General features: G+C 62.3%; 32 protein-coding genes and 1 pseudogene. 23 read left to right on the forward strand and 10 right to left on the reverse strand.

What is annotated here, in order from left to right; all coding sequences use genetic code 11:
• Positions 1–2 precede the first annotated feature (2 nt).
• The 5 genes from SY91_RS10940 to SY91_RS35005 all read left to right on the forward strand — a co-directional run bounded on the left by SY91_RS10940 (position 3) and on the right by SY91_RS35005 (position 4,868).
• On the forward strand, positions 3–752 hold the full coding sequence (locus SY91_RS10940) for a Gp138 family membrane-puncturing spike protein (protein WP_023474701.1): 750 nt from the start codon (positions 3–5) through the stop codon (positions 750–752).
• Between the two features lie 7 nt (positions 753–759).
• A complete protein-coding gene (locus tag SY91_RS10945; protein WP_023474700.1) occupies positions 760–1,113 on the forward strand; it encodes a hypothetical protein in 354 nt (117 codons plus the stop codon).
• Entirely contained in the window at positions 1,110–2,291 is a 1,182-nt protein-coding gene (locus SY91_RS10950) for a baseplate J/gp47 family protein (RefSeq protein WP_023474699.1), read from the forward strand. The genes SY91_RS10945 and SY91_RS10950 overlap by 4 nt, the downstream gene beginning before the upstream one ends.
• The gene (locus tag SY91_RS10955; protein WP_023474698.1) at positions 2,291–2,953 is read left to right on the forward strand and encodes a DUF2612 domain-containing protein; all 663 of its coding nucleotides are present in this window, start codon (positions 2,291–2,293) and stop codon (positions 2,951–2,953) included. Before SY91_RS10950 ends, SY91_RS10955 begins: the two co-directional genes overlap by 1 nt.
• Positions 2,954–3,014: 61 nt before the next feature.
• Complete coding sequence (locus SY91_RS35005) at positions 3,015–4,868, forward strand: hypothetical protein (protein WP_023474697.1); 1,854 nt, start codon at positions 3,015–3,017, stop codon at positions 4,866–4,868.
• A gap of 184 nt (positions 4,869–5,052) precedes the next feature.
• Here the strand turns inward: SY91_RS35005 and SY91_RS10965 are convergent, their stop codons facing one another.
• A complete protein-coding gene (locus tag SY91_RS10965; RefSeq protein WP_043886436.1) occupies positions 5,053–6,105 on the reverse strand; it encodes a phytanoyl-CoA dioxygenase family protein in 1,053 nt (350 codons plus the stop codon).
• 151 nt (positions 6,106–6,256) lie between these two features.
• Between SY91_RS10965 and SY91_RS10970 the strand changes: the two genes are divergently transcribed.
• A complete protein-coding gene (locus tag SY91_RS10970; protein ID WP_260632408.1) occupies positions 6,257–6,421 on the forward strand; it encodes a hypothetical protein in 165 nt (54 codons plus the stop codon).
• Positions 6,414–6,911 carry a lysozyme gene (locus SY91_RS10975; protein WP_043886433.1) on the forward strand — a complete coding sequence of 166 codons (498 nt, stop codon included), beginning with the start codon at positions 6,414–6,416 and terminating at the stop codon, positions 6,909–6,911. The genes SY91_RS10970 and SY91_RS10975 overlap by 8 nt, the downstream gene beginning before the upstream one ends.
• A gap of 472 nt (positions 6,912–7,383) precedes the next feature.
• Here SY91_RS10975 and SY91_RS35580 read toward each other — a convergent pair.
• Positions 7,384–7,533, reverse strand: a pseudogene (locus tag SY91_RS35580) (Arc family DNA-binding protein); the annotation flags it as partial.
• 106 nt (positions 7,534–7,639) lie between these two features.
• Here SY91_RS35580 and SY91_RS10985 point away from each other — a divergent pair.
• From SY91_RS10985 to SY91_RS11005, 5 genes are all read left to right on the forward strand, one after another.
• Positions 7,640–7,828: an Arc family DNA-binding protein gene (locus SY91_RS10985; protein ID WP_023474694.1), complete on the forward strand. Its 189-nt coding sequence runs from the start codon at positions 7,640–7,642 to the stop codon at positions 7,826–7,828.
• A 90-nt stretch (positions 7,829–7,918) separates the two neighbouring features.
• The gene (locus tag SY91_RS10990) at positions 7,919–8,119 is read left to right on the forward strand and encodes a hypothetical protein (protein ID WP_023474693.1); all 201 of its coding nucleotides are present in this window, start codon (positions 7,919–7,921) and stop codon (positions 8,117–8,119) included.
• Positions 8,119–8,895, forward strand: coding sequence for a phage antirepressor KilAC domain-containing protein (locus SY91_RS10995; protein WP_023474692.1), 777 nt, complete (start codon positions 8,119–8,121; stop codon positions 8,893–8,895). The genes SY91_RS10990 and SY91_RS10995 overlap by 1 nt, the downstream gene beginning before the upstream one ends.
• A gap of 65 nt (positions 8,896–8,960) precedes the next feature.
• Entirely contained in the window at positions 8,961–9,509 is a 549-nt protein-coding gene (locus SY91_RS11000) for a hypothetical protein (protein WP_023474691.1), read from the forward strand.
• The gene (locus SY91_RS11005) at positions 9,506–9,982 is read left to right on the forward strand and encodes a DUF2514 family protein (RefSeq protein WP_023474690.1); all 477 of its coding nucleotides are present in this window, start codon (positions 9,506–9,508) and stop codon (positions 9,980–9,982) included. Before SY91_RS11000 ends, SY91_RS11005 begins: the two co-directional genes overlap by 4 nt.
• A 25-nt stretch (positions 9,983–10,007) precedes the next feature.
• Here the strand turns inward: SY91_RS11005 and SY91_RS11010 are convergent, their stop codons facing one another.
• Together SY91_RS11010 and SY91_RS11015 are read right to left on the reverse strand one after the other, a co-directional pair.
• Positions 10,008–10,397, reverse strand: a complete 390-nt coding sequence (locus SY91_RS11010) for a hypothetical protein (RefSeq protein ID WP_023474689.1) — start codon at positions 10,395–10,397, stop codon at positions 10,008–10,010.
• Positions 10,398–10,480: 83 nt separating this feature from the next.
• The gene (locus tag SY91_RS11015; RefSeq protein WP_043886431.1) at positions 10,481–10,972 is read right to left on the reverse strand and encodes a hypothetical protein; all 492 of its coding nucleotides are present in this window, start codon (positions 10,970–10,972) and stop codon (positions 10,481–10,483) included.
• 52 nt (positions 10,973–11,024) lie between these two features.
• On the opposite strand from SY91_RS11015, the gene SY91_RS11020 reads away from it, so the two are divergent.
• Together SY91_RS11020 and SY91_RS11025 are read left to right on the forward strand one after the other, a co-directional pair.
• Entirely contained in the window at positions 11,025–11,732 is a 708-nt protein-coding gene (locus SY91_RS11020) for an SOS response-associated peptidase family protein (RefSeq protein ID WP_023474687.1), read from the forward strand.
• A gap of 143 nt (positions 11,733–11,875) precedes the next feature.
• Positions 11,876–12,643 (forward strand): hypothetical protein, encoded by a 768-nt coding sequence (locus tag SY91_RS11025; protein WP_185920903.1) that lies wholly within the window; start codon positions 11,876–11,878, stop codon positions 12,641–12,643.
• 416 nt (positions 12,644–13,059) lie between these two features.
• Here the strand turns inward: SY91_RS11025 and SY91_RS35585 are convergent, their stop codons facing one another.
• Positions 13,060–13,509, reverse strand: a complete 450-nt coding sequence (locus tag SY91_RS35585) for a hypothetical protein (RefSeq protein ID WP_124591995.1) — start codon at positions 13,507–13,509, stop codon at positions 13,060–13,062.
• A 406-nt stretch (positions 13,510–13,915) separates the two neighbouring features.
• Here SY91_RS35585 and SY91_RS11035 point away from each other — a divergent pair, with 406 nt between their 5' ends.
• The gene (locus SY91_RS11035) at positions 13,916–14,431 is read left to right on the forward strand and encodes a GNAT family N-acetyltransferase (protein WP_043886429.1); all 516 of its coding nucleotides are present in this window, start codon (positions 13,916–13,918) and stop codon (positions 14,429–14,431) included.
• A 94-nt stretch (positions 14,432–14,525) separates the two neighbouring features.
• Here the strand turns inward: SY91_RS11035 and SY91_RS11040 are convergent, their stop codons facing one another.
• Positions 14,526–14,990: a plasmid fertility inhibition factor family protein gene (locus SY91_RS11040; protein ID WP_023474685.1), complete on the reverse strand. Its 465-nt coding sequence runs from the start codon at positions 14,988–14,990 to the stop codon at positions 14,526–14,528.
• Between the two features lie 286 nt (positions 14,991–15,276).
• On the opposite strand from SY91_RS11040, the gene SY91_RS11045 reads away from it, so the two are divergent.
• Positions 15,277–15,687, forward strand: a complete 411-nt coding sequence (locus tag SY91_RS11045) for a hypothetical protein (protein WP_234620463.1) — start codon at positions 15,277–15,279, stop codon at positions 15,685–15,687.
• Positions 15,688–16,454: 767 nt separating this feature from the next.
• Here SY91_RS11045 and SY91_RS11050 read toward each other — a convergent pair.
• Positions 16,455–17,198, reverse strand: coding sequence for a DUF695 domain-containing protein (locus SY91_RS11050; protein WP_043886427.1), 744 nt, complete (start codon positions 17,196–17,198; stop codon positions 16,455–16,457).
• Between the two features lie 190 nt (positions 17,199–17,388).
• Here SY91_RS11050 and SY91_RS11055 point away from each other — a divergent pair, with 190 nt between their 5' ends.
• The 5 genes from SY91_RS11055 (at position 17,389) to SY91_RS11070 (ending at position 19,937) form a co-directional block, all read left to right on the forward strand.
• A complete protein-coding gene (locus tag SY91_RS11055) occupies positions 17,389–17,697 on the forward strand; it encodes a phosphatidylserine/phosphatidylglycerophosphate/cardiolipin synthase (RefSeq protein ID WP_023474681.1) in 309 nt (102 codons plus the stop codon).
• A gap of 40 nt (positions 17,698–17,737) precedes the next feature.
• Complete coding sequence (locus tag SY91_RS35475) at positions 17,738–17,986, forward strand: hypothetical protein (protein ID WP_124477254.1); 249 nt, start codon at positions 17,738–17,740, stop codon at positions 17,984–17,986.
• Positions 17,987–18,089: 103 nt separating this feature from the next.
• Complete coding sequence (locus SY91_RS11060) at positions 18,090–18,632, forward strand: hypothetical protein (RefSeq protein WP_023474679.1); 543 nt, start codon at positions 18,090–18,092, stop codon at positions 18,630–18,632.
• A gap of 160 nt (positions 18,633–18,792) precedes the next feature.
• Complete coding sequence (locus SY91_RS11065) at positions 18,793–19,266, forward strand: VOC family protein (RefSeq protein WP_023474678.1); 474 nt, start codon at positions 18,793–18,795, stop codon at positions 19,264–19,266.
• A gap of 443 nt (positions 19,267–19,709) precedes the next feature.
• On the forward strand, positions 19,710–19,937 hold the full coding sequence (locus SY91_RS11070) for a hypothetical protein (protein ID WP_011545331.1): 228 nt from the start codon (positions 19,710–19,712) through the stop codon (positions 19,935–19,937).
• Positions 19,938–20,081: 144 nt separating this feature from the next.
• On the opposite strand, the gene SY91_RS11075 is transcribed toward SY91_RS11070, so the two are convergent.
• Positions 20,082–20,705 (reverse strand): phospholipase D family protein, encoded by a 624-nt coding sequence (locus SY91_RS11075; protein WP_043886426.1) that lies wholly within the window; start codon positions 20,703–20,705, stop codon positions 20,082–20,084.
• Positions 20,706–21,049: 344 nt separating this feature from the next.
• On the reverse strand, positions 21,050–21,538 hold the full coding sequence (locus SY91_RS11080) for a winged helix-turn-helix transcriptional regulator (protein ID WP_043886424.1): 489 nt from the start codon (positions 21,536–21,538) through the stop codon (positions 21,050–21,052).
• 194 nt (positions 21,539–21,732) lie between these two features.
• Here SY91_RS11080 and SY91_RS11085 point away from each other — a divergent pair, with 194 nt between their 5' ends.
• The gene (locus tag SY91_RS11085) at positions 21,733–22,170 is read left to right on the forward strand and encodes a PaaI family thioesterase (RefSeq protein ID WP_011545334.1); all 438 of its coding nucleotides are present in this window, start codon (positions 21,733–21,735) and stop codon (positions 22,168–22,170) included.
• A gap of 147 nt (positions 22,171–22,317) precedes the next feature.
• Positions 22,318–23,370: an NADP(H)-dependent aldo-keto reductase gene (locus SY91_RS11090; protein WP_012328428.1), complete on the forward strand. Its 1,053-nt coding sequence runs from the start codon at positions 22,318–22,320 to the stop codon at positions 23,368–23,370.
• A gap of 88 nt (positions 23,371–23,458) precedes the next feature.
• On the opposite strand, the gene SY91_RS11095 is transcribed toward SY91_RS11090, so the two are convergent.
• Positions 23,459–24,745, reverse strand: coding sequence for an MFS transporter (locus tag SY91_RS11095; RefSeq protein WP_023474673.1), 1,287 nt, complete (start codon positions 24,743–24,745; stop codon positions 23,459–23,461).
• Positions 24,746–24,766: the final 21 nt, after the last annotated feature.

Below are 24,766 nucleotides of genomic sequence, written 5' to 3' on the forward strand. Positions count from 1 at the left end.
CCATGGATAGACGTGAAAGGGTAGGCGACCCGGAGGTTGCCCTGCGTGAAGCGTTCGACGGCGTGCGCGCGGGCATCTGGACAGCTTTGCCCGGCATCATCCAGTCGTTCGAAAGCTCGGCCGACCGGCCGCCGACCTGCAGCGTCCAGCCGGCCATCAAGGCGCAGGTGCGCGGCATCGACGGAACGATCCAGAGCGTCGCGCTTCCGCTCCTGGTCGACTGCCCGGTCCAGTTCCCCGCTGGAGGAAATTGTACGTTGACGTTCCCGGTAGCGCGCGGTGACGAGTGCCTCGTCGTGTTCGCCTCGCGCTGCATAGACGCCTGGTGGCAGTCGGGCGGCGTGCAGGAGCAGGCGGAGCTGCGCATGCACGATCTGTCGGATGGATTCGTGCTGCTCGGCTTTCGATCGCGGCCGCGCGCTCTCGCTGGCGTCAGCGGCAGTTCGACGCAGCTGCGCAGCGACGACGGCGCGACGTACATCGACCTGAACCCGACGCTGCAGAAGGTCAAGATCGTCGCGCCGGGCGGCTTCGATGTCGTCGCGCCGCTGTCGACGTTCTCGGCGGCCGTGACGATCACCGGGCTGCTGACGTTCGTCGGTGGCATGGTCGGCAGCGCGGCGAGCGGTGCCGCCGCGGTGTTCAACGGCATCCTCAACGTGATCGGCCAGATCACGGCGAACGGCAAACGCGTCGACGACACGCATACGCACCCGGATGCGCAGGGCGGCAACACCGGCCCAGTCAACTGAGACTCCCATGCGATACCGAAAACTCGACGCTGACGGCGACTACGTCTTCGGCGGCGGCGCGGCCGACTTCCTCGTGAACACGCCCGAGACGGTCGCTCAGGCCGTGCTGACGCGCCTGCGCTTGCTGCGCGGCGAATGGTTTCTGGACACGACGGCGGGCATGCCTTGGGCTACCGACGTGCTCGGCAAGTACACGAGCGGCAAGTACGACGCATCGATCCGTCAGTGCGTCCTCGGCACGCAGGGCGTGACCGAGCTCACAAGCTACTCGAGCTCGGCCGATCCCGAGACGCGCGTACTGACCGTCACCGCGACGATCGACACCATCTACGGCACCACCACGGTACAGGCGACATTGTGACTATCACGACCCTCGCACCCACCATCGACGCGAACGGCATCACCGCGCCGACGTACGCTGACGTGCTCGCGTTCCTGCAGGATCAGTACCGCTCGATCTACGGCGCCGACACATACCTGGAACCGGACAGCCAAGACGGTCAACTGCTCGGCGTGTTCGCGAAGGCGATCAGCGATGTCAACTCGGTTGCGATCGCGATCTACCGGTCGTTCAGCCCCGCGACGGCGCAGGGCGACGCGCTGTCGAGCAACGTCAAGATCAACGGCATCGCGCGCAAGGTCGCGTCGTACTCGAGCGCCGACCTAGTACTGGTCGGGCAGGCTGGCAAGACGATCACGAACGGCGCGGCGAAGGACGCGAACGGTGTGCAATGGATGCTGCCGGCAACGGTGACGATTCCGCCGAGCGGCTCGATCACGGTCACGGCCACATGCGCGACGATCGGCGACATCTCAGCGCGCGCAGGCACGATCAACCAGATCGCGACGCCGGCGCTTGGCTGGCAGTCGGTGACGAACCCGGCCGATGCGGCCGAGGGTGCTCCAGTCGAATCCGACGCAGTGCTGCGTCAGCGGCAGACGGTGTCGACTGCACTACCATCGCTCACGGTACTCGACGGCATCATCGGCGCTGTCGCGAACGTTCCGGGCGTCACCCGGTATGCCGCCTACGAAAACGACACGAGCGCGACCGACGCCAACGGTATTCCGTCGCACTCGATTTCGCTCGTCGTCGAGGGTGGGGACGCGACAGCGATCGCGAACGCCATCGCGGCGAAGAAGACCCCGGGCGCTGGCACGTTCGGCACGACGTCGATCGTCGTCGCGGACATCTACGGCCGGCCGATCACGATCAATTTCTTCCGGCCGGCGTCCGCTCCGACTGCGGCTACCGTAACGATCAAGGCGCTCACCGGCTACACCAGTCAGACGGGCCAGCAGATCCAACAGGCCGTGTCGGACTACATCAACGGCGTGCAGATCGGCGGCGGACTATCTGGTAGTGTCGAATGGGGTGACGCCCTGACCGCAGCGAACAGCGTCGGCGGTGGGGTGACGTTCAAGCTGTCTGGGCTAACGCTCACTGGGCCGCGTGGAGCCGGCACGCCGGATGTCGCGCTGCTGTTCAACGAAGCGGCGTCGTGCGCGCCTGCGAACGTGACGCTGGTGGTGACCTGATGGCTGACCTTACCGAATACACCGGGCTGATCACGTCCGAGCACAGCGACAAGCCGCGGTTCATGGCGACAGTCAGCGCGCTTGTGCAGTCTCTCGTCGACCAGATGAACCTGATCGAGAGCATGCCCGGCAAGTTCGACCTGGACGTCGCCGTTGGTGACCAGCTCGATACGGTCGGTTTGTGGGTCGGCGTGTCGCGGAAGATTCGCACGCCACTGACGGGCATCTATTTCTCGTTCGATATCGCGGGCCTTGGCTTCGATCAAGGCACTTGGAAGGGGCCGTTCGACCCAGATACGGGGCTCACGGTGCTCGACGACGACACGTACCGACTGGTCATCCGCGCGAAGATCGGCGCGAACCACTGGGACGGGACGCTCGAGCAGAGTGCTGCGATCCTGAACAGCATCTTCGATGCGGACACGCACGTGTTCATTGAGGACCACCAAGACATGTCGATGACAATCGGCATCGCCGGAAAGGTGCCGCCGGCGACGTTCCTCGCACTGCTTTCCGGCGGATACATCCCCCTGAAGCCCGAGGGTGTTCGGGTTAACTACACGATCGTCACGACCGTCGACGGATCGCCCCTGTTTGGATTCGACATGAGCAATCAGCTCGTGTCCGGGTTCGACGTCGGAGCCTGGAGCAGGCCCGTCTAACCGCCAATCGGATTTGTCTTCAAGCCACCTTCGGGTGGCTTTTTTTATGCTCGGAGCATTGATGGCAACGAACGATTTTCTCGTGTTCGGCGGAGGCAGTTCCCCGAACGTTATCGACCAGGCGACGTACGCGGCGCTGTCGGCCCGTCTATCGGGATTTCAGTCCGGTACCGCGCTGTCGGCGCAGCTCAACAAGGTGTGGCGCCAGAGCTCGATCATGGCCGCCGTGCTTGCGCAGTTCGCGGCAAACTATTCCGGGCAGAACTCGGTCGACGATGGCACCACGGCGACGCTATTGGCTAACTTCGTAGTGGCGCTCAATGCAGCAGGCATTACAGCCGCGCAGTTCGACAGCACTACCAAGCAAGCGACGACCGCCTTCGTTCAAGGTGCGCTCGGTAATTTCCGGAATCAGATCGGGCTCAGTGCGGCAACGACGCTTAACGCAAATGCATGGGGCAACGCATATACGCTCTTCGGAGGTTCGCCGTACAACGTGACCTTGCCGCCGCTTTCCTCGGGGATAAACGGCGCGGCGATTCGATTCTCGAACATCGGGTCGACCGCGTACACGTTGGTCGGGGCTGGGTCGGATACGATTTTCAACGGGACTACATCGAACACGCTCGTACTCAATCCCGGCGACACGGTCACCTTGGTTTCGTCGGGTGTGTGGGTGATGTTTGGCGGTTCGATGTCGCTTCTGGCGTCCGGTGTGATGAGCGGGCCGGGCTGGAAAACCCAGCCGCAGTTTGACAACAGCACGAGACTCGCGACGACGGCCTTCGTTCAGCGGGCGCTCGGCAGCTTCTCGGGCATCAAGCTCGTACAAAGCACCAATACGACGCTCGACGCAACTGCATTCGGCTCAGCGATTCAGATCAGTGGGTCATCGTGCACGATCACTTTGCCGCCTGGTAACGGGGCGCAGCCCGGTTCTACGATCCGCTTCTATGCGCAAGGAGCGGTAGGTGCCACGTACACCATCCAAGCTGTAGGTGGTGCCTTTATTTATGCTCCTGGCGCTGGGATGGGTTCGTCGAATACGACTTTGACGTTGAACGCAAACGACACGGTCGAACTCACGAACCGAAGCGGCAATGAATGGGATGTCACGGGCGGGTCGTGGATTGTTTCGAATGAAGCTATCACGCTTGGGCCGAACACCACCGGTACTACCGCAGGGGCTGGAGACAACAGCACGAAGCTCGCGACGACGACTTTCGTGATGAACGGTCTGTATTCTGGAAAGGGCGTATCTCGATTCACTTCCAGCGGCACGTTCACTGTGCCTACTGGTGTCACGACTCTTTACGTGAGCGGATGTGCTGCTGGGGGCGGCGGTGGAGGAACTGCAACGGTTGGAAATCCGAATATCGTGTCCGGAGGCGGCGGTGGTGCAGCGGGACAGCCCGAGATTCGGCGGCGAGTAACCGTCGTGCCAGGTGAAACGTTGACGGTCACGATTGGCGCCGCTGGTACTGGCGGCGCAACGAATTCCTCTGGGATTGCTGGTGGCGCGACGACGATCGTAGGGTCATCATCGGGCACATTGATCAGTCTTGGTGGAGGGACTGGCGGTAGCCCGGGCAATGCGGCCACCTATTCGAGCTACACCGCTGGCGGGAACGGTGGAAGCGGATACCCATCGGCGCCGTACGGTCAAGACACGGGACCGGTTGGGATCGGGGCTAGTGGTGGTATCGGGGCGTCTGGTCCGTTTGGTGGTGGAGGACCGGGGGGGCGCGGAAGTCTAACAGGGGCTGCAATGCTTCCTGGTCAATCGGCAAACGGATATGGCGCTGGGGGAGGCGGAGCTGGGGGCAACTATGCGGGTGGGAATACCACTACAAGCTCCTCGACCGGAGCTCCTGGTGGATCCGGTGCTCAGGGTTTTGCTGTTATCGAATGGTGATCTCGATGAACTATGCAATCGTGGAAGGCGGTTTGGTTACCAATATTATCGTTTGGGACGGGGATGTAAGCGTCTGGCAGCCCCCGCCCGATGCGGAAGCCATTCCCATTAGCGATGGGGATGCCGTAGGTATCGGATACCTATACGATGGGAGCGGATTCTCCGCTCCCGCCGCTTGATTCAGTTACGGGCGGAGACTTCTCATCTCGCGCCAGCCGTGTGACAGGTAATGCGTAGCTGGATCGACTCCGGCAGCGCGGACGTCAGGATTGGCCGACAAATACTGTTCTGGGTCGAAATCGGCCGGAAGGCTCCGGGTGATGTGTGCGGAGCCAACCGTTTCGATCGGAATCTGTCTGCCGAGGTACGCATTTCGGGTGATCTCTCCCGTCATGACGTTCGGAAGTTCGCGGAACGCGATGGTGCCGTAGAACGGATCTGACCACATGGGCGTGTAATACGCGCAGTCCTCGAAGTAGTAGTGCGTCACCTGCGACCATCTGGTTTTCGATTTGTCCCGCTGTTTGTTTCCACCGTGCAGGAGGTTCGCTAGCCAGATGAGTGCTTGACCTTTCTTCGCGTGGAACGTCTCCGGCTTTATGCCATGAGCATCGACGAGCGCGCGCCACATCGGCTCGTACACGGATTGATTCGGCTTCTGACCGAAGTCCGTTGCGCAAATGCCGATGTGTTCATTCGTAAAAATCGGCCATTTGTGACTGCCCGGATAGTAAAGAAGGGGGCCCGCATCGGGGCCGATGTCTTCGAGGGCGGTCCACACCCCGCACATAAAGCGCTCCGGCGCAGAGCTGAAGTGCACCGAGTCGGTATGCATATGCTGCTGCGTCCCGACCGGGAAATTCAGCGTTTGGAACGGCCATGCCTGGCGACCAAACAACGTCGACAGGAGCTTGATGATGTGCTCGTTCGTGGCGATTCGTTTGACGTCTGCGTCGAACGTCCACGCGTCTTGAATACGGAGGCCGTCTCCGACTTCATAGCCGCGCTCCATCCAATACTGCCAGTTGTACCCATCGCGAAGATTCGCCTTGATTCGATCGGCCACGCTTGAAAACTCAGCGTCCGGGAAATCGATGATCGCATATCCCTTTTCGTTCAACTGTGCTGCGATTCGCCGCGTTTCGCTATCGATAGACGGGTTGGAGAATATCTTCTCGAAGAATGGTGATTCCACCGCCGGAACCCCGGGCAGTAGATTAACGAATTTATCCTGCATGTTGGTCCTTTGGTGGTTTTATGAACAAACGGAGAGATTCTAATTTGCAGTGTGAGAAATGCAAGCTACAAGTTGGTTGGTGAATAGCAGGCCGCCTTCTCATCCAGGCGGTTTTTTCGTTTACGGGGAATCGATGAAGAACGATCTCGCGGTGAGTGCTGCCAAGGCGGCGCCGGCGGTGGGAAGCAATTTCTGGCTGTGGCTGACCGGCCACGACATCAACTGGTGGGTAGCCGTCGCGACGATCGCGTATATCGGGCTGCAGGCGTACTACCTGGTCAAGAACAAGGGGAAGAGGGCATTGCTCGATGGCTAACGTACCGAAGAAGACACTGGCGGGTGTGGTGGGGGCTGCTGCGGCAGCCCTTCTTTTTTCCATGGTCCCGAAGTTCGAGGGGCTCGAACTCGTCGCGCGGCCCGACCCGATCGGGATCGTCACAGCGTGCAACGGCGACACGAAGGATGTGCACGCCGGCCAGCGCTTCACGCCGGAAGAGTGCCGCACGCGCCTCGAACAACGGCTGATCGAGCACGCCGATCCGGTGCTGAAGTGCACGCCGGTCCTGAAGGGGCACACCTACCAGCTCGCGGCAGCGGTGAGCTTCGCCTACAACGTTGGCGCGGGGGCGTACTGCGGCAGCACGACGGCGAAGAGGTTCAACGCCGGCGACTGGAAGGGCGCGTGCCGCGCGCTGAACGAGGCGGACAACGGCCGGCCGCAGTGGGTGACCGCCGGCGGCCGCGTGCTGCCGGGTCTGGTGAAACGTCGCGCTGAAGAGCGTGCCCTCTGCGAGCGCGGCCTATGACAGATTATTCGGAGGGGCGTCGTCGTGTATTCATACGTCGCTTAGGAGGAGCAGCCGACTTTTCTTGATCTTCGGATCGTTTCAACGTTCGAGGGGTGTCGTGGACTTTCTCGCCCAGAGCAGTTCGCCTGTATTTACCGGTCTCGGGATCTTTTTCCAGGATGCCCAACGTAGTGCCGAGTTCCGACATCCGTCGCACGGCTGCAATCGCATCTTCGATTTCGTATTCCGCCAAGGCGGATCCGAGGTTTGCCATGAGGGCTACAAGTTCGTTCGACACTTCGTTTTCCGACTGAGGCACTCTTTCCGCCATTGCTTTCAAATAGCCGCCGGTAACGGAAAGCATCGCCTCTTGTGCGTCGACTAGTCGCCTCATTGCCGCGATTTCACCGTCGGTCGCTTCCAGTACTCGTTTTGTGTACTCGGCAACCTGATCGAGCGCCGCAATGCGCTCAGGGTCGTTGTTCGGATCGAGGCTGAATTCGAGCCGAGCGACGATCTCGGCGTTCATCGATCGATTGTTCTTCCTCGCTTGCTCTGCGATGTGCTCGCGCATTCCGTCCGGTAAGCGCACGACAAACTGGTCGGCGCTACGGCTCGGGGCTTTGGTGTCTTTGCTCATGGGGCGGACAATACTAGCCATTTGATATTTTTTCCATGATAGCCACTTGCGATCATATCAAATGGCTACTATGATGTGTGCACGGTGTTTACAAACTGGAGGTCTGATGAAAGGTGCCAGATCGATGCCGCAGGTGAACATTCGCATGCCGGAGGAAATGAAAGGCGTGCTGGAGGAGGCGGCGCAGAGGAATTTCCGCAGCTTGAGCGCGGAGATCAACGCGAGGTTGATTTTGAGCCTCCAAACGGAAAACGCCCGGCCGGCGGCAACCGGTCGGGCGTTAGTGACGCAGTGAACCCCTTGGTAAGGAACAATGGTCATGAGACATGATAGCACTACATCGGGTAATGACAAGGTTCAGCAATCCCGGCCGCTTGAACGGCGCGTGGTCGACCTGTCGAGCATGATGGACAACCACCTTCGTTACATGCACGCGCTTTTCGTCGCAATCAAGGCCACGGCCGGCGAGTCCTCGAAGGTTGCCATTGACCTCGCGGCACTCGGCCAGTTCGTCGCCGAGAACACCGAAGACCTGTTCGACGCGGGCTGCGCGGACGTGCTGTCGGTCAGCCGGGAGGTGCACTGATGAACGCGCTTATCTTCGGCGGCTCGGATGCCGCGCTCCGGATGACCAGCCAGGAAATTGCCGACCTGGTCGAGAAGCGCCACGACAACGTGAAGCGAACCATCGGAGCCCTTGTGAATCAAGGCGTTATCGCACGCCCTCAAATTGAGGAAGTGCAAGAAACCGGCGGCAACAACCGGACCTACACCACGCAGCAGTACCTGTTCATCGGCGAACGCGGGAAGCGCGACAGCATCGTCGTGGTCGCACAGCTTTCGCCGCAGTTCACGGCCCGGCTGGTGGACCGGTGGCAGGAACTGGAAAGCGGCGCAGCCGCATTGCCCAAGACGCTGCCCGAAGCACTTCGCCTCGCGGCCGATTTGGCCGACCAGAAGGCGAAGGCTGAAGAGGCACTCGCAATTGCGGCGCCGAAGGTCGAGACGTACGAGCGGATTTCCGACGCCGAAGGATCGATGTGTATCCGCGATGCTGCCAGTTCGCTCCAGATGCAACCGAGCAAGCTGACGGCGTGGCTGAGCGCGAATGGTTGGATCTACCATCGCGCCGGCAAGTCTGGGTGGCTCGCGTATCACGACAAGCAGCAGGCTGGCTATCTGGTTCACAAGAGCACCCCCTACACCGATCGAGTGACTGGCGACGAGCGCGTCAGCGAGCAGGTGCGCATTACGATGCGCGGGCTCACGCGGCTCGGAGAGCTGGTGCCGCGCGATCAAGGCCGGATGCGGCGAGCATCCGGATATACCAATCGCGAGAACCGCGGCTCCGCACATCACTGATTGGTTCCGACGTTGTTACGTGGCCCCCGGCATCCCCGGGGGCTTTTTTATTGCCTGGAGGTTTTATGGATGTTGAGGAATCTCACGAAACGCGGCGCACGCTTTCCGAGGACGTCTTCTACCCGGATCACGAGCCGCGCACCGAGTCGCCGACGTTCCGCGCGAGCAAGCGCGAGATGAAGGCGGCCGGCGGCTACGTCTGCGCGGTATGCGGCGACGACCAGGCCGTCGAGTCGCATCACCGATTCTTCGAGTGGGCGTTCTCGCACGCGATCGACTGGAAGTGGATCCGCGGCGTCGCGCTTAACCAGGTCGACACGATGTTCAGCCACAAGCTGCAGCGGACCGTGCCGATCCCGCGCCAGCACCCGATCTGGGACGTGATCAAGCTGACGCAAGGATTCGACTGGGAGGCGTTCGACCCGGCCCGGCCGGAGGCATTCGTCGACTCGACCTACAACCAACTGCTGCTGTGCGCGCTCCATCACCGGGGCAAGGGTCACGGCCGGCACGAGGAAAGCGACCCGGTCTGGAGCGTCCAGGCGTTCCTGCTGCCGGGCTTCGTCTACTCGCCGGACGAGATGAAGCAGCTGCATGCGAAGGAACGGAAATGACCTGGTTCGATCCTCGTGTCTGGCTCGCCGTCATCGTGGCGGCTGTCGTCGGCCTGGCCGGCGGCTACTTCAGGGGGCATGCCGACGGCGTGCGTACGACGGCCGCCGCGGCGCAGAAGGCGCAGCTCGACGCCGTCGCGGCCGCGCGCACGGAAGAACAACGCCGCACCGCGGCCCAATCGGAGATTGCGAAAGATGCGAACCAACAACGAACTGCCGCGCTTGCGGATGCTTTTGCTGCTCGCGCTGCCGCTGGCAGCCTGCAGCAGCGCGTCGACCAGCTTGTCGCCGCCGCCCGCCATCCCGCCGCTGCCGCCGGAGGCCCGGCAACCGGCGACGCCCTCGATCTGCTTGCCGACGTGCTCGGCCGGGCTGACGAGCGCGCGGGCGAGCTGGCAGAATACGCTGACCGCGCCCGCATCGCCGGCCAGCAGTGCGAGCGCGACTACGACGCGCTGACGGCGCCGAAGTGAAGGCGCTCAGGCGCTCGGTCGGGGGCTAGTTGAGCGGTTCGATGTAGAACCCGCGCGCCGTCAGATCCATCGTGATGTCGCTGAACGAGTCGAAAATGTCGTATCCGCATTCGACGTACGTCGTCATGGAATCGAACCGGAGTTCCTCGATATTGCGCTTCCACGTGAGCGGCAAGTCGGTCGAGTGCCCCGGATCGAAATGGATGACGCTCAGGTACGGCGGACGAATGCCGCGAGGCGGATACTCTGTGCGTAGCACCAGCTCGACGTTCACGACGACATGGTGTTCCGGGATGCGGTCCGCGTAGCGCAGCAGGTACGCCCGCAGCGAATGGCCGTCCTTCCGGTCTTGCGCTGAGGCGAAGCCAAACCAGTCGTCGTCGGAATCGCTGAATTCTTCCGCAATTGTGCGCATATCGGCCTCCAGTGCGACGAACGTTCAGAATGCCACAGGTGCGTCGCTATCGCGCGATCGTCCGAGCCCCGTAAAGCCCCGGACTACCGCATCCCGGCCCGCCGCATCTCGTCGCGCAGCAGATGCATCAGCCGATACAACTGGCCCTGCGCGCCGGCAAGGTCGCCTTTGTTCGCGACGTTCTTGTCGGTGTAGAGGTACCAGTCCTCGATGCGCTCGAGTGACTTCCTCAGCGCACGGATTTCGAGGATTAACCACCGCACCTGAAGGTCCGTGTACTCGCGCCACAGAGTGCGCAGCTCGGCGTCGGTCGGTGCATCGAATTCGGGCACCTCCGGTCGCAGCTTGAATCGTGGATCCGTCAGAGGAACTCGGTTGCGATCGATCCTGGTCGCTTCGATCGGTGCGGATGTACCCAGGAACACCGACCGCGGGTCCTCGTCGATCCAGTGCTCAAATTCGCGTTTGGTGAGCTCGACCGGAGTCCTCTGGCGCGTCTTCTCGCCCTGGAATCCGTACTCCCAGATGTATGCCCACTGCGGCTTGATCACGGCTGCACCACTGTATAAAAACACAGTGTATCCCGGAGTAAGATAGGGCCGTCAAGATCGAAAATTGGGGACGGCGATGTGCACGAACTACGTCGCGCCAGGCGAAGATCCGGGCCTGAGCGAGCTCAAGATCGACAACTTCCGCGATCTGTACCGCTGGACGCCGTGGAAGCCGGAGATCTACCAGGACTACGACGCGCCGATCGTCGGCTACGTCGACGGGCAGTTCAAGCCGTTGATCGCGGGCTTCGGCTTCGTGCCACGCGCAATCCAGAAGGAGCGGATTGAAGCGGCGAAGGCGGCCGGCAAGAAGCCGGACATCATGCGCACCGTGATGAATGTCCGGGACGACAACGTCGGGAAGTCGTCGTGGTTCGCACCCACCTGGCGCGCCGGTCGGCGCTGCCTGATCCCGGCCAAGTTCGTCGTCGAGCCGTCGTATCCGGAGGCATATCAAGATGAGAAGGGGGAATGGGTGGACGGGCCATGCGTATTGCAGCGCATCGGCGTGATCGATCGCCCGACGATGTGCGTCGCCGGCATCTGGCAAACGCTGCGGCGCCGCGATGGCACGGACGTCAATGCGATGGCGATGATTACCGTCAACGCCGATGGCCACCCGGTGATGTCGCGCATGCACAAGCCAGGCCATGAGAAACGGTCGGTCGTGATCCTGCGGCCGGATGACTGGGAGGAATGGCTCACGACGTCGAACGTCGAGGCCGCGCGCGCGATGCTGCAGTTATACCCGGCGGAGGACATGGCGGCGGAAGCTGCGGGCTGAATATGGCGGTGCTTTCGGAGTTTTTCGAATTGACTGATGTAGATGGACGCGTGATATATTTGTTGGCGCCTGCGGTAAATTTTCCTTGATTTGTGTTTAATACTCAATATTGACTTTTATAATTATAAAATAAGGGGTTGGCGATGCAGTCTGTTCCTGTATATAGGTTTTGGCAGTTCGGTACGACGGTCCGATATTTGCAGGATGTTCGCGAGGGATACAAAATTAAAGGTTCAGGGAATGTCTTAGTAAATGTTGATGCGCTGTTTTTGCGTTTGCGGGAATTGGAGTTGCGTGTAACAATCAATGCTGCCGATAAACTTGAGGAGTTTAGGAAGGAACTCGGAGAGTCGGATGATGATGTAGAAATGACTCAGGCGCAATCATCAAAATTAAGAAGCTTGATCTTTGAGTTACGTCGGACAATGGAGGCAGAGTTAAAGCTAATAAACGCCTACACAATATCGCCGAAGCGTCTTGATGTTGCAAAGTTAACGGACGACATTGAGCATCTATTTGCCCCGGGAGTATATCAATCGCTCACTGATGTGGCTAAGTATGATATTTCCGAGGCCGGGCGGTGTATTGCATTTGAGCGCCCGACGGCAGCGGCATTTCATTTGATGCGTGCGACAGAAGAGGTTTTGAGGGGGTATTATTGTTTCTATGTTAGACGCAATCGCATTGATAAAATGCTGTGGTATCCGATGATTCAAGCGTTGCAACAGCATCGACGTGCAAAAGTTAATGATGTGTTGCATCGACAGTTGGATAATATCAGGGTGTCGTTTCGCAATCCGACTCAGCATCCGGATAAAATGTATGACATTCAAGAGGTTCAGGATTTATTTGGTCTATGTGTCGATGTGATTAATAGAATGCAAAAAATATGCCTCGCGAGTGGCAGTTAGGAGTCGAAGTGGTCGGCGCTGTTTCGCGTCGATGGGTAGCCCGTGAAGTTAGGCAGGGCGGCAGCTGCCAAGGCGGCGCGTGCAGTGCTGCAACTGTACCTGGTGAGGACATGGCGGCCGAGCCGGCGGCCGCCGAATGAGGCGAATTTCTCTGGAAGATGAGGGATTTTCGATACGTCAGACAAGGCTCTCACGATACCACATATTCCAATGTTTCCATCTAACCATATGAAATATAAGGAAAATGTATAAGGATTGTGATTCCTGTCGTCGTGGGTTCGAGTCCCATCAGCCACCCCAACAAATTCAAGCAAAAAGCCCGGTTCAATGAACCGGGCTTTTTGCTTTCTGGCATTTGGACACAGCCGTCGTGTGTCTTGGTCACGGCGTTTTTTAACGACGTGGCATCCCGGTATTCAACGAAACAACCGCGATGCCATTTCGGCCTTGCGCTTCAAAAGAGCGATTGCGTAAAGCGCGCTGCGCGACAGCAACATCAAGTGCATGTAAGGGGACACCCTCTGCACAAGAGAATCAAATGCAATGGCGAGGAATTCGACGGTTACGAAATCATCGTCGAGTCCGTGCAGCCGGCGCCGGGCAGCATGTGGACGCCGAACGTTCTGGTTAGTAAAGACGGAATCGAGTCGCCGCGGCGATATGACTTCGATACCGAATATCGGAAATCGGACGAAGCAACGAGGACGGGTGTCGAAGTCGGGCGCGTGTTCGTGCGTGGTATCGGCCGATACCACCGCTTGTCCGGCATCTGCAATGTGATGCCGAAGAAAGCCTGGGTCTGCTTCGTCTCGCGTTTCCGTTTCCTTGTCGTTGCGCCGACAACGTTCGTACCAGTTTGCCCGCATCGCTTCCTTTCCCGCCTAAGGTTCCCCTGCGCCGTGCCGTTATCTTTCCTGGACAGCCCTCGTGCCTCGAATGCTGATCCGTTTTCTTTGCCTGCTCGCGCCAAACGCGGGCAGGCTTTTTTCGTTTACGCCCGTTCATAACCGACTGATTGGCGGAATCGAACAGAGGTTTGGCACAAACCGACAAAGCGCAACAGTCTTACATGCGTGTAATGTGTGACCTTCCTCGTGCCCTCATGCTTTGCAGGGCCGTTCGATCCCGACGACCGGAGAAGGTGTCGGGATTTTTTTTGCCCGCGCGACGACCTCTCGACGACGAGCCCCTGCGAAATGCATCTCGCAAAGCACTGTATATTTTGCGACGACACATGTCGATCAAGAGAACCCGCAGAAGGAGTTGCAACCGATGCCGGACACCCGGACCACACTGCGCGCGGCCACGCCACACGACGCGAACCACATCGCTCGCCTGCACACGCTGAGCTGGCAAACCGCCTATAGCCACATCCTTCCGGCCAGCTATCTGTCCGACGAGGTGCCGACGGAGCATGCGGTCCGGTGGCGCAAGTACTTCGATAGAAACGAGAACGAGTGGGGCTTCGTGCGGATTGCAGAGTCGAATGGCGAGCCGGTCGGCTTCGTCAGCGCCGAACGCCCCGTCGACCCGGCGCTTGGTGTGTTGCTCGACTGCCTGCACGTCCATCCTTCGCATCACGGTGGCGGCACGGGCAAGCGCATGATCGAAGCCGTTCGCGCGTGGGCCCGGTCGATCGGCGTGGACAAGGTCCATCTGCAGGTGCTGGAGGGCAACGTGCGTGCGATCGGGTTCTACGAACACAACGGCTGGCAATTGGCCGGTGTCGAAACCAGCCGCATCGGCCAGACGGAAGTCACCGACCGGATTTACGCGATCCGGGCTTGAACGCTTGCCGACATCGACGCGAGCGACGGCAAGCGAGTGCGCCTGCGCCTGGCCGCAATGGAAGCGCCAGGTGAAAGCCGCCCGGACTTTGCCGTCACTCGCCGCAATACCGCACAAGCAAATCGGCTTCGGTCTCGTGGATTTCGACGGGCAAGATCGTCGCACCGGCATGCGCGAGATAGCGCGCGCGATGCTGGCCGTTACGGAACGATGCGACGCCGATTTTCGACAGGCCGGGAATGCCGAGCAATGTCCGCGTTCGCGTCTCGCGAAACGTGATGAACGGCATGTCCGGAATTCGCTCCCGGTTCGGATCGAGGAATTCGCGAATGCCCGCGGCCTTTCCAGGCGCCCAGCACTGAACCGACGGCAGCACATAGTCGGTGGTGTCGCGGTCGGCGCAGGCCAGCAGTTTCTTCAGGTCGATCGTCACGACCCGATGTCGAGAGTCGTCGGACGAGAATACCCGCTTGAGGTGCGTGTAGGCATAGGGAGCGTGCCCGGGAAGCTGGACGATCCAGACATCTACGCCGCTTTGTCGTGCGTGAGCGAGCGTCATGATTTCCTCTGGTGGCGCAAGCGGTCTTTGTGATTCGAGTTTAGCAGCGCGATGACGGCTGCGGAGCAGGTCGATACCGGAAACAGGAAAACGGAGCGGCTGACGGCGCCATCGGAAGAGTGGAAAAAAGACGAGAGCGGTCATACGTCGACCGTTCATATCGACAATTCGCGAGAATATCGCGATAACGCCAGCGAGAATCGCACCCCGAGTGAAATTCACGCAAGATTCACACAGTGTCGCGAAGCACGTCTGGCGCGGGCATCATAAAAATTGAGAGGGCGGATTGAGCGAAGAAGCCATGTCGTCGAAACTCGCGATCGAATATCTCGATTACCGTTTCACCGGGATGCTCGGAATCACGGAGTCCGGTCGTACCGTCGTTGTCGACAGGCAGCTCGAATCCGAGACGCGAAGCAAGACGCTCGCATGGATCGTGTTCGATCGGTTTGTGGCGCGCAATGATTTCGCCGGTGAAGAAGACGCACGCGCAAGTATCGTCGCGTGGCTGGAGCGGCTTGCCAATCCGAGGCCCGTCGCATCGGCCGGGACTGCGAAGGCGAGCGCGGTGGCAACTGGGGCGGTGGCGACAGATTCGTCGACAGCCGGAATCGTCGGCGATGCCGCCATTGAAATCGTCAGCAATCTCGACTGGATCGCTTGGGTTCCCGACTGGTTTTGCAGTGGTTCGTCGTAGCGAAGAATGCGCGTTTTCGTGACGCAGATCATTGTGTGCGCGAAATTCTGCACAAAAAACGGAGTGGAAATCGCCTCGCGTGAAAAAATAGAATAATCCTGCTTTGACAATACTCGCGACTTACCGGAAACTGCGCCCGGGTCTGAAAATTCCACTTGAATTAATACAAAATAAAACGTCAGAAATGAAAAAAGAACGCTGTCGATGGCCGTCGCAATGACGACTGCCGCCGGCCGACAGGTTGTACTGCGATGCGGTCCCAAGACGGCGGATACGAAGAAACTCGCGACCGGTTCCTCGTCAACGATACCGACAGGCAGCGCGTCGGGCTTGAATCATGACGATATGCGCCGGGACGCGAGCATGCCGGTTGCCGTCACGTTGTCACTAAAGGGTGAGTTGCCGCACAGACCGTCGCGCGACCGGCGATCACAATTTGACCGGTTGACCGTTCTTCCCCGGCCCGGTCAACCATTTCCCCGCTCGCTCGCGCAGGAGCGGGGGCTTTTTGCCCCTCGACGCCGGAAGGTTGCGTCGGCGGAACCGGACAGGCGTTCGGCGGGCTGTGCGACGGCACTCGTTCGCACGCCGACATCCGTTCGCCCGATCCGTACGAATTGCTTTCCTCGTGCCTGAGCGAACCCTCAGGCCCATCGCCGGTTGTTGCCGGCGATGCCTTGATCCCGGCGGCGCGTAACAACGCTGCCGGGATGTTTTTTGCGTCGCATGCGTGACGTCACATCACGCGCAACCGGCACGCACTCCGCTCAATCTGCCTGTTCGACGCTGGTTTCCCATCCGTCGTAGTTCCCGCCGAGCGCGCGTACCTCGCGACTGAGCGCGACCGTATGGCGCGTGATGTCGGCGAGCGCGAGCGTGCCTTCGTGCGAAAACCGCACCGCCGACTTGCCGTCTTCGGTCGGCGCGACCGATTCGACCGGATAGCCTTTCGCTTCGGCCCAGTCCGCGAACTGGTGCGCGTCGCTCGGGTCGGGGAAGTATGCCCAGTGCATCACGCGCCGGCTCACGTCCGGTGCGTCGCCTTGCTGCCGCAGCGCATCCAGCGTGCGCATGTCGCGCATGATCTGCCAGTCGTCGTCGGTCGGGTAGAGCGTCTGCCAGTATGTTGTCTTGTCCGGATCGTCCTGGTGGGCATACTGCAGCGCGTAGGTCGTCTGGTCGGCCAGCGAGTCGACGATTTCCGCGGCTGCCTCTTCGTCGAACGGCACGTAGAAAAGAAAATCCCGGTTGCCGTCGACGGTGATGCGGCCGACCTGCACGCCGCCTTTCGCGATGATCGCGGCGTCGAGCAGATCCTCGATCTTCGCGAGATCGGCGAATTCGTCGCCGGTCGGCAGCCCTTCAGGCGACGGATGCGCAAAGGGGATCCGCACGCTGAGCAGCGACGTGCGCGGATCGCCTTCGGCGATTTCCGCGAAGTCGTGGTTGAAGCTGATGAAAGCCTGATGGTCGCCCATTCTGGCAGGGAAGGTTCCCCAGGCGTCGCTCATGTATTTCTCCCGTACACGATTGTCTGTTGACGGTTGCAAAGCGTCCCAATGTATCATCGAAAATCGCGTTGGCCGAAGCAGCGCACGCGATCGCAGGCCGTGCGCGCCGCGCGGGCGAGATCCGGGTTGGTCGCAGCGCGCCGCGCGCCGCATGCATGCGGCCGGCCGAAAAAATTCAAGGGAGATGCCGATGTCGACGTTTGCGGTGAATGGTGTCCGAATCGATCCGCTCAGCGCGCGCGTGACGCACGTGCGCTGGGCGGCCGTGAACCCGGGCGATCGCTCGTGGGCGGCGACGCCCCGCGAGGCGCCGGTGGCGGACGTGGCGCGCGCGCTCGCGTCCGGTAACGATGTCCGCGCGATCTTCTCGGCGTCGGACACCACCGCAATCGGCCCCAGGCTGAAACGCGTGCTGTATCGCGATGCGTCCGAAGGCATCGAGCTCGACATCGATGCAACGAGCGAGTCGCGCACGCTGCGCGATCTGCCGCAGATCTGACTGCGGGCCGTTACTCAAAACGAATCGCGCGAGCGTACCCATGATTCTCTCCAGATTCGCCATCGCCCCACTGGCATTTGCGCTCTGTCTGACGCTTGCCGCCTGCCAGACCGCGTCCGGGCCGGCGCCCGTGCAACCGTCGCCCGAGACCGCGTCGGCGACCGTTCCCGCCTCGTCGCCGCCGGCCGCGCCGATTCGCGGCATGGGCGTCGCACCTCGTCTGGCCGGGCAGAGCCACTGGGCCATCGGGCAATGCACGACCAACGGTACCGTCAAGGTATGCAATTGACCGACGTCGGCGCAATGGCGCGTGATTCGCGCCATCGGGATCGGCATCCCGACATCGTGCCCACATTGAGGAACCGACGGCCGTCGACACGAGCCCGCGTGAAATGAACGACGCACACGAAATGACGGATTCCGGCTGGCACGTCGATCCGGTCGCGGGAACGGTCACCGGTTCGTTGCCGGTCACGCTGGCAGTCGACAGCCGGAGCCTGAAAAGCAGGGCGGCCGTGTGTGCAGGGCTCGCCGCGGCGACCTTGTGCGGTTATGTGGCCGCCCCGACGCTCTGGCCGGTGGCGGCGCTGGCCGTGTTGCTGGCGCTGGCCAGTGCCGCGTTGTTCGTCTCGTCGCGGCGCAAGCTCGCGCTGCAGGTCGACGAGACGGGCTTCCGGCTGATCGGCTCCGCGCGCGAAAAACCCGTCACGCCGTGGCGTGACGTCACTGAATTCCGGATCGTCAGCGTTGCCGGAAATCGTTACATCGGCTATCAGTTCTCCGCCCATTCGTCGCGCACGAAGGTGCCGGGCGGCGTGATGCTGCCGATCGCCCGGTTTGCCGATCTTCCGCTCGACGCGGTGGCCGCGTTGCTGGAAGCCTGCCGCCGTCAATTCTGCCAGCCGGACGAACCGGCCGACCGAACGGGCCGATGACGCCCGATGCGGCGTCCTGCGCCCCCATCAGTCAGGCGAACAAAAAAATCCTGGGCACCGTGTCGATTTCCGTCGGCGTCGTCCGTCGTAGCATCGGAGGCGTGCGCATCGCGCGTCCGTCCCGATTTTCGATACGACAACCGACTGAAGGAGCGACACCATGCCCACGTCCGTCAAGCCGATCCCGGAAGGGATGCGCACGCTGACCCCACATCTGATCTGTGCGGGTGCAACCGCGGCCATCGATTTCTACAAGCGCGCATTCAATGCGACCGAACAGTTTCGCCTCGCGATGCCCGACGGTCGGCTCGCGCATGCGTGCCTCGCGATTGGCGATTCGACGCTGATGCTGGTGGACGAAATGCCGGAGCACGGTGCGCTGGGGCCAAGGGCGCTGAAAGGCACGCCCGTCTGCCTGCATCTGTACGTGCCGGACACCGACGCGGCGATCGCGAAGGCGGTCGAAGCCGGCGCGACGGTCACGATTCCGGCCGCCGACATGTTCTGGGGCGATCGTTACGGGCAGGTCGAGGATCCGTTCGGGCATCGCTGGTCGCTGGCGACGCATCAGCGCGACCTGACACCCGAGCAGATCGCGGACGCAATGGCGAGCGCGCCGCCCTGCGGCAGTTGAACCGGCGCGCCGGCCTGGCTCGTCCGCGGGCCATGCGCCGGCCGTCCTGCCGCGCGGCTTGTGTTCGTCCATCCGGCGATCGGCCGATGTTAGCCGGTCGGCGACGGTGCGATGGCGTGCGGGATCATCGGCAACATGCCCGACCGAGCCGCGTCGTCGGCCGGTTTCGGTGCGATTTGCGTGAGCCTTGTCTTGTCCCGTCGGCCAGGTTGGTCATGGTTCGTACGGCGAACAGTGTTGCGCATGGCTCGATGCGTCGCCTCGCTGCACGTCCCGCCGCGGCGGCGATCGGGTTCGTGAGCGTCGGTGAAGATGCGGTAAGAAGCGGGTGTCATCGGCCCGTGTTTCGTCTCGATGCGGAATCGGACGAGCGATACCTCAAGGTGCGCGTCGCCACGCCGTAAACAGGACGAGACCAATCATTCATCGCCTCCCATCGCACCATGGTTCGAATTCTGTACGCGGGCTATCTCGCGTTTGCGCTGTATCTCATTTACCCGCTGGTTCAGAACACGCTGATGTTCAGCACCGATTGCGTGCGCAGCGTGCTGCCGATGGGTGACCAAGGCTCGTCGGCGAATTCGGCCAGCGGTGTGGGCGGGCACGCGAACCGCTGCGTGTCGAGCGCGCATGCCGGCGCAGCGACGGGGCGGGTGCCTGACATCCATTGAACGCGGCGTCGTCGCGCGTGACGGTCGCTTCGCGACGCGGCGCACTGGCCATTCGGCCGAATTGAACATCGCGCCATGCTCGCCGATCATCTGCAACACGGTGACGCGAATGTGAGCGGTGGGGCGGCGAGCGCGTGCCGCGCGTCAGTAGCCGGAGCGGTACGGCGTGCCCTGGTCGAAGCGGCTTTGCCAGTGCGTGAGGTAGCGCGATGCGAGTTGCGGATTGTTCCAGACCACGACGACGTTCTCGGAATTGCGGCTGGCTGCCGACGCGCTGTAGTTGAACGAACCCGTTTCGACGTGCTCGGCGTCGATCACGAGGTACTTGTCGTGATGGATCGCATAGGCGTCGATCGTGCGCGTCGGAATGCCCGCGTTGACGAGCAGGTTCAGTGCCTGCTTGCTGTTCTTCGCGCGGTTGCCCTTGTCGTCGACGACCACCGCGACATTGACGCCGCGGCGTTTGGCGGCAAGCAATGCACGCGTGACGGGCGGCGACGTGAACGAGTAGGCGGCAACCCGGATCGAGTTGCGCGCCGCGCCGATCGCTTTCAGTACGAGCGCCTCGGCGCCGCCGTCCGGCGAGAAAGCCGATTCGACGACCTGGGTCGCAGGTGCTTCGTGAGTGGGGGCTGGCAGCCATCGAGACACGAGATCGATCGCTTGCTGGAGCAGCGATTCGCTTTGCGTCTTGCCGAAGGCGGCGAACGGAGTGGCGAGCAGGGAAGCGGCGAGACAGGCGGCAGCGAGGCGATTGCGCGACAACATCTTGGACAGCGAATAATTTCGAGACAGCGGGCCGTGAGTGTAACGTACGCGTGGCGGCCCGGTCACGTGCGGATGCGAAGCGCTGGTCCACGCGATGATCGGCACGGGTGGAGAGGGTGACGCAAAGTTGCGTCATGCAGCCCGCGTGTGCGAGCGGGGCGATCGACGGATAGCAGATGGGGCCGCGATGGCATGCGATTGCGTTCGTCGTTGCAAGGCGCTTGCGTGGCAAGCAACGCGCGCGGCTCGGTTGGAGGGACCTGGACTCAATGCGGCCCATGGCCGAAGCGTATGTGCAGCGAGTGCGTCAGACAGTCATTCGCGAGCCGCGTGTAGCGCGTCCGTCAATCCCTGGCTGCAGGCGCCTCAGCCCCGTCGGACACGATCCACCCGGGCCCGGGCTCCGGCTGCACGTCGCGTGCGTCGAGTGGTTCGCCACAGGCCGAGCACACGGTCACCGCGTGCATCAGTTGCCCGCAGGTTCGGTGGCGCAATTGCACCGGCGGCCCCTGGCCGTCGTCCTTCCAGCGGTCGCCCCACGCCATGAGCGCGAGCAGGGCCGGGTAGAGGTCGAGCCCCTTTTCGGTCAGCCGGTATTCGAAGCGCGGCGGGCGCTCCTGGTACGCGCGCTTGACGAGCACGCCTTCGTCGACGAGTCGCGCCAGCCGTTCGGCCAGCACGTGGCGCGTCAGGCCAAGCTGGGTCTGGAACGCATCGAAGCGGCGGCAGCCGAGGAACGCGTTGCGCAGGATCAGCATGGTCCAGCGGTCACCGAGCACGGCGAGCGTGCGCGCGACCGAACAGTTCAGCGTGCCGATGTCATCCCATTTCATCGTCGAGTCTCTTGTCTCTTGCCTCTTGCGGCGGTCGTGCGGCGGTTCAGCGAAATAGCGGGTTCGATTATAGAACCCGCCTTCGGTCGCAACGGGCGCGGCCGCGTTGACAACGGCCGGCATCGTTGACAATAATGAGTTCCAATTTAGAACTTACTCGCGCGGCGACGCGCTTTCAACCCGGAGACAACCCGATGAACCCGCTTTCCCTGTCTGGTCTCGATCTGCTGCGCGCCGCCGTGTCGGGCGACGCGCCCTTGGCATCGATTTCCGAGACGATCCCGATGCGTCCGCTCGACGTCGAACTCGGTTACGTGAAGTTCTCGGCGCGGGCGGACGGTCGGCACCTGAATCCGCTGGGCGGCGTGCACGGCGGGTTCGCCGCGACGGTGCTCGATTCCGTCACCGGGTGCGCGGTGCATTCGATGCTCGACGCGGGCGTCGGTTACGGCACCGTCGATTTGCACGTGAAGATGCTGCGGCCCGTGCCGCGCGACGTCGAGCTGATCGCGGAAGGGCGCGTGATTCACCTGTCGCGTTCGCTGGGTGTCGCGGAGGGCACGCTGAAGACGCCGGACGACAAGATCGTCGCGCATGCGTCGGCGACCTGCTTCATCCAGCGGCCGCAGTGACGGGAGGGGGCGACACCCCCGTCCGGGCGGGCGCGTGAGCGTGGGGAGCAGCGCCGAAGGCCGCTTGTAAGCGTGCGCGGGGCCCATCTGAAGCAGTGGCTTCAATGTGATAGCGTTCCTGCTTTCCACCGACGCGACAGGAACAGCATGGAATACCGCACACTCGGCGATTCGGGCATCGAGGTCAGCCTGATCGGTCTCGGCACGATGACGTGGGGCGAGCAGAATTCGGAGCGCGACGCGCACGAGCAGATCGACTACGCGCTCGGACACGGCGTGACGCTGATCGATGCCGCGGAGATGTATCCGGTGCCGCCGAAGCCCGACACGCAGGGCCGCACCGAGCAGTACATCGGCACCTGGATCGCGCAGCATCGCGCGCAGCGCGACCGCATCGTGCTCGCGACGAAAATCGCCGGGCCGGCGCGGCAGCCGCACAATCCGCGTCATATTCGCGGCGAGGGCAACCAGTTCGACCGCAAGAACCTGACCGAAGCGCTCGACGGCAGCCTCAAGCGCCTGCAGACCGACTACGTCGATCTCTACCAGCTGCATTGGCCCGATCGCAGCACGACCACCTTCGGCCGTCCCGCGTATCCGTGGGTCGACGACGCGTACACGGTGCCGATCGAGGAAACGCTCGGCGTGCTCGCGGAGTTCGTGAAGGCCGGCAAGGTGCGCGCGATCGGCGTGTCGAACGAAACGCCGTGGGGTGTCGCGCAGTTCCTGCGCGCGGCCGAGCGGCTCGGGCTGCCGCGCATCGCGAGCATCCAGAATCCGTACAGTCTGCTGAACCGCACGTTCGAGAACGGGCTGTCGGAGTTCACGCATCGCGACGGCGTCGGCCTGCTCGCGTATTCGCCGCTCGCATTCGGCTGGCTGTCGGGCAAGTACGAGAACGGCGCGCGTCCGGCCGGCGCGCGGATCACGCTGTTCGAGCGCTTCCAGCGCTACAGCAAGCCGCAGGCCGTCGAGGCGACGTCGCGTTACGTCGCGCTCGCGCAGCGTCACGGGCTGTCGCCCGCGCAACTGGCGCTCGCGTTCGTCAACAGCCGCCCGTTCGTGCGCAGCAACCTGGTCGGCGCGACGTCGCTCGAGCAGTTGAAGGAAAACATCGGCAGCGTCGACGTGACGCTGTCCGACGAGATCCTCGCCGAGATCGACGCATTGCACGAACGGCAGCCGAACCCGGCGCCGTAAACGGCGCGCGGCCCGCGCGGCAGCGATGCCGCGACGGGCCGAGTCGGGCGGTTTCGGCGGCAGCATCGTTGCGCCGTCGTTTCTCGCGTCAGCGCATTTTCAGCCGCGTGCGCGCGACGAACAGCGCGGCGAGGCTCAGCAGCGCACACCCCATCAGATAGAGCGCCGGCGACAGCCGGTTGCCGGTCGTGCTGATCAGCCAGGTGATGACGAACGGCGCGAAGCCGCCGAACAGCGTGACGCCGGTGTTGTAGCTGACGGCGAGCCCGGTGGCGCGGGTCTGCGACGGGAACAGTTCGGCCATCAGCGCCGGCAGCGCGCCGCAGTACATCGCCTTCAGCGCGCCGATCCAGACCAGTGCGGCGAGCATCGTCGCGAACGACGCGTGGCGCGTGAGCCAGGCGAACGTCGGCCACACGGTGAGGAGCATCAGCACGGCCGCGGCCGCCATCATGCGGATTCGCCCGGTGCTGTCGGACAGATGGCCGACGACCGGCGTGACGAGCGTCAGCACGAAGCCGGTCGCGAGCGTCGCCGCGAAACCGGTCGATGCGGGCAGCCCGAGCTGCTTGATCGCGTAGGTCGGCATGTACAGGATCATGTAGTTGATCGCGGTCGAGATCACGAGCGCGCCGACCGACAGCAGCAGGCGCACCTTCTGGTCCGCGAATAGTTCGCGCACCGGCGCTTCGGAGCGCGCCTGCGTCTTGAACTCGACGCCTTCGTCGACGTAGCGGCGGATGTACAGCCCGACCGGGCCGATCGCGAGGCCGAACAGGAACGGCACGCGCCAGCCCCAGCTTTCGAGTTGCGCGGTGGTCAGCGTGGCCGTCAGCAGCGCGCCGAAGCCCGACGCGAGCAACGTCGCGAGGCCCTGGCTCGCGAACTGCCAGCTCGACATGAAGCCGCGCCGCTGCGGCGCGTGCTCGACGAGAAACGCGGTCGAACTCGCGAATTCGCCGCCGGCGGAAAAGCCCTGCATCAGCCGCGACAGCATGATCCCGAGCGGCGCGAGAATGCCGATCGATGCGTAGGTCGGCATCAGCGCGATCAGCAGCGTGCCGGCCATCATCATCGCGATCGACAGCAGCAGCGACGCCTTGCGGCCCGCGCGATCCGCGTACGCGCCGAGCACGAAGCCGCCGATCGGCCGGATCAGGTAGGACAGGCCGAACGTGCCGAGCGTCAGCATCAGCGACGTCGCTTCGCTCGTGGCGGGGAAGAACAGCTTGGCGATCGTGACCGCGAAGAAGCCGTAGACGATCAGGTCGAACCATTCGAGTGCGTTGCCGATCGACGCCGCGAAGATGATGCGCCGGATCTTCGCGGCGCTGGGGCGCGCGGCGTCCTGCGAGGTCAGGGTGGTCGTATTCATCGTGTGTGCAGGTCCCGTGAA

Origin of the sequence: Burkholderia cenocepacia (assembly GCF_014211915.1) — a bacterium.
Taxonomy (GTDB): Bacteria; Pseudomonadota; Gammaproteobacteria; order Burkholderiales; family Burkholderiaceae; genus Burkholderia; species Burkholderia orbicola.

Coding starts and splice junctions, on each gene's coding strand:
- SY91_RS35585 (WP_124591995.1), bottom strand. CDS start 13,509: ATGCGGGCAAACTGGTACGAACGTTGTCGGCGCAACGACAAGGAAACG.
- SY91_RS11095 (WP_023474673.1), bottom strand. CDS start 24,745: ATGAATACGACCACCCTGACCTCGCAGGACGCCGCGCGCCCCAGCGCC.
- SY91_RS11020 (WP_023474687.1), top strand. CDS start 11,025: ATGTGCACGAACTACGTCGCGCCAGGCGAAGATCCGGGCCTGAGCGAG.
- SY91_RS10945 (WP_023474700.1), top strand. CDS start 760: ATGCGATACCGAAAACTCGACGCTGACGGCGACTACGTCTTCGGCGGC.
- SY91_RS11070 (WP_011545331.1), top strand. CDS start 19,710: ATGGTTCGAATTCTGTACGCGGGCTATCTCGCGTTTGCGCTGTATCTC.
- SY91_RS11010 (WP_023474689.1), bottom strand. CDS start 10,397: ATGCGCACAATTGCGGAAGAATTCAGCGATTCCGACGACGACTGGTTT.
- SY91_RS11065 (WP_023474678.1), top strand. CDS start 18,793: ATGCCCACGTCCGTCAAGCCGATCCCGGAAGGGATGCGCACGCTGACC.
- SY91_RS11090 (WP_012328428.1), top strand. CDS start 22,318: ATGGAATACCGCACACTCGGCGATTCGGGCATCGAGGTCAGCCTGATC.
- SY91_RS10975 (WP_043886433.1), top strand. CDS start 6,414: ATGGCTAACGTACCGAAGAAGACACTGGCGGGTGTGGTGGGGGCTGCT.
- SY91_RS10940 (WP_023474701.1), top strand. CDS start 3: ATGGATAGACGTGAAAGGGTAGGCGACCCGGAGGTTGCCCTGCGTGAA.
- SY91_RS10955 (WP_023474698.1), top strand. CDS start 2,291: ATGGCTGACCTTACCGAATACACCGGGCTGATCACGTCCGAGCACAGC.
- SY91_RS35475 (WP_124477254.1), top strand. CDS start 17,738: ATGATTCTCTCCAGATTCGCCATCGCCCCACTGGCATTTGCGCTCTGT.
- SY91_RS35005 (WP_023474697.1), top strand. CDS start 3,015: ATGGCAACGAACGATTTTCTCGTGTTCGGCGGAGGCAGTTCCCCGAAC.
- SY91_RS11035 (WP_043886429.1), top strand. CDS start 13,916: ATGCCGGACACCCGGACCACACTGCGCGCGGCCACGCCACACGACGCG.
- SY91_RS11050 (WP_043886427.1), bottom strand. CDS start 17,198: ATGAGCGACGCCTGGGGAACCTTCCCTGCCAGAATGGGCGACCATCAG.
- SY91_RS11005 (WP_023474690.1), top strand. CDS start 9,506: ATGACCTGGTTCGATCCTCGTGTCTGGCTCGCCGTCATCGTGGCGGCT.
- SY91_RS10985 (WP_023474694.1), top strand. CDS start 7,640: ATGAAAGGTGCCAGATCGATGCCGCAGGTGAACATTCGCATGCCGGAG.
- SY91_RS11060 (WP_023474679.1), top strand. CDS start 18,090: ATGAACGACGCACACGAAATGACGGATTCCGGCTGGCACGTCGATCCG.
- SY91_RS10995 (WP_023474692.1), top strand. CDS start 8,119: ATGAACGCGCTTATCTTCGGCGGCTCGGATGCCGCGCTCCGGATGACC.
- SY91_RS11055 (WP_023474681.1), top strand. CDS start 17,389: ATGTCGACGTTTGCGGTGAATGGTGTCCGAATCGATCCGCTCAGCGCG.
- SY91_RS11085 (WP_011545334.1), top strand. CDS start 21,733: ATGAACCCGCTTTCCCTGTCTGGTCTCGATCTGCTGCGCGCCGCCGTG.
- SY91_RS11040 (WP_023474685.1), bottom strand. CDS start 14,990: ATGACGCTCGCTCACGCACGACAAAGCGGCGTAGATGTCTGGATCGTC.
- SY91_RS10965 (WP_043886436.1), bottom strand. CDS start 6,105: ATGCAGGATAAATTCGTTAATCTACTGCCCGGGGTTCCGGCGGTGGAA.
- SY91_RS11025 (WP_185920903.1), top strand. CDS start 11,876: ATGCAGTCTGTTCCTGTATATAGGTTTTGGCAGTTCGGTACGACGGTC.
- SY91_RS11075 (WP_043886426.1), bottom strand. CDS start 20,705: ATGTTGTCGCGCAATCGCCTCGCTGCCGCCTGTCTCGCCGCTTCCCTG.
- SY91_RS11080 (WP_043886424.1), bottom strand. CDS start 21,538: ATGAAATGGGATGACATCGGCACGCTGAACTGTTCGGTCGCGCGCACG.
- SY91_RS11000 (WP_023474691.1), top strand. CDS start 8,961: ATGGATGTTGAGGAATCTCACGAAACGCGGCGCACGCTTTCCGAGGAC.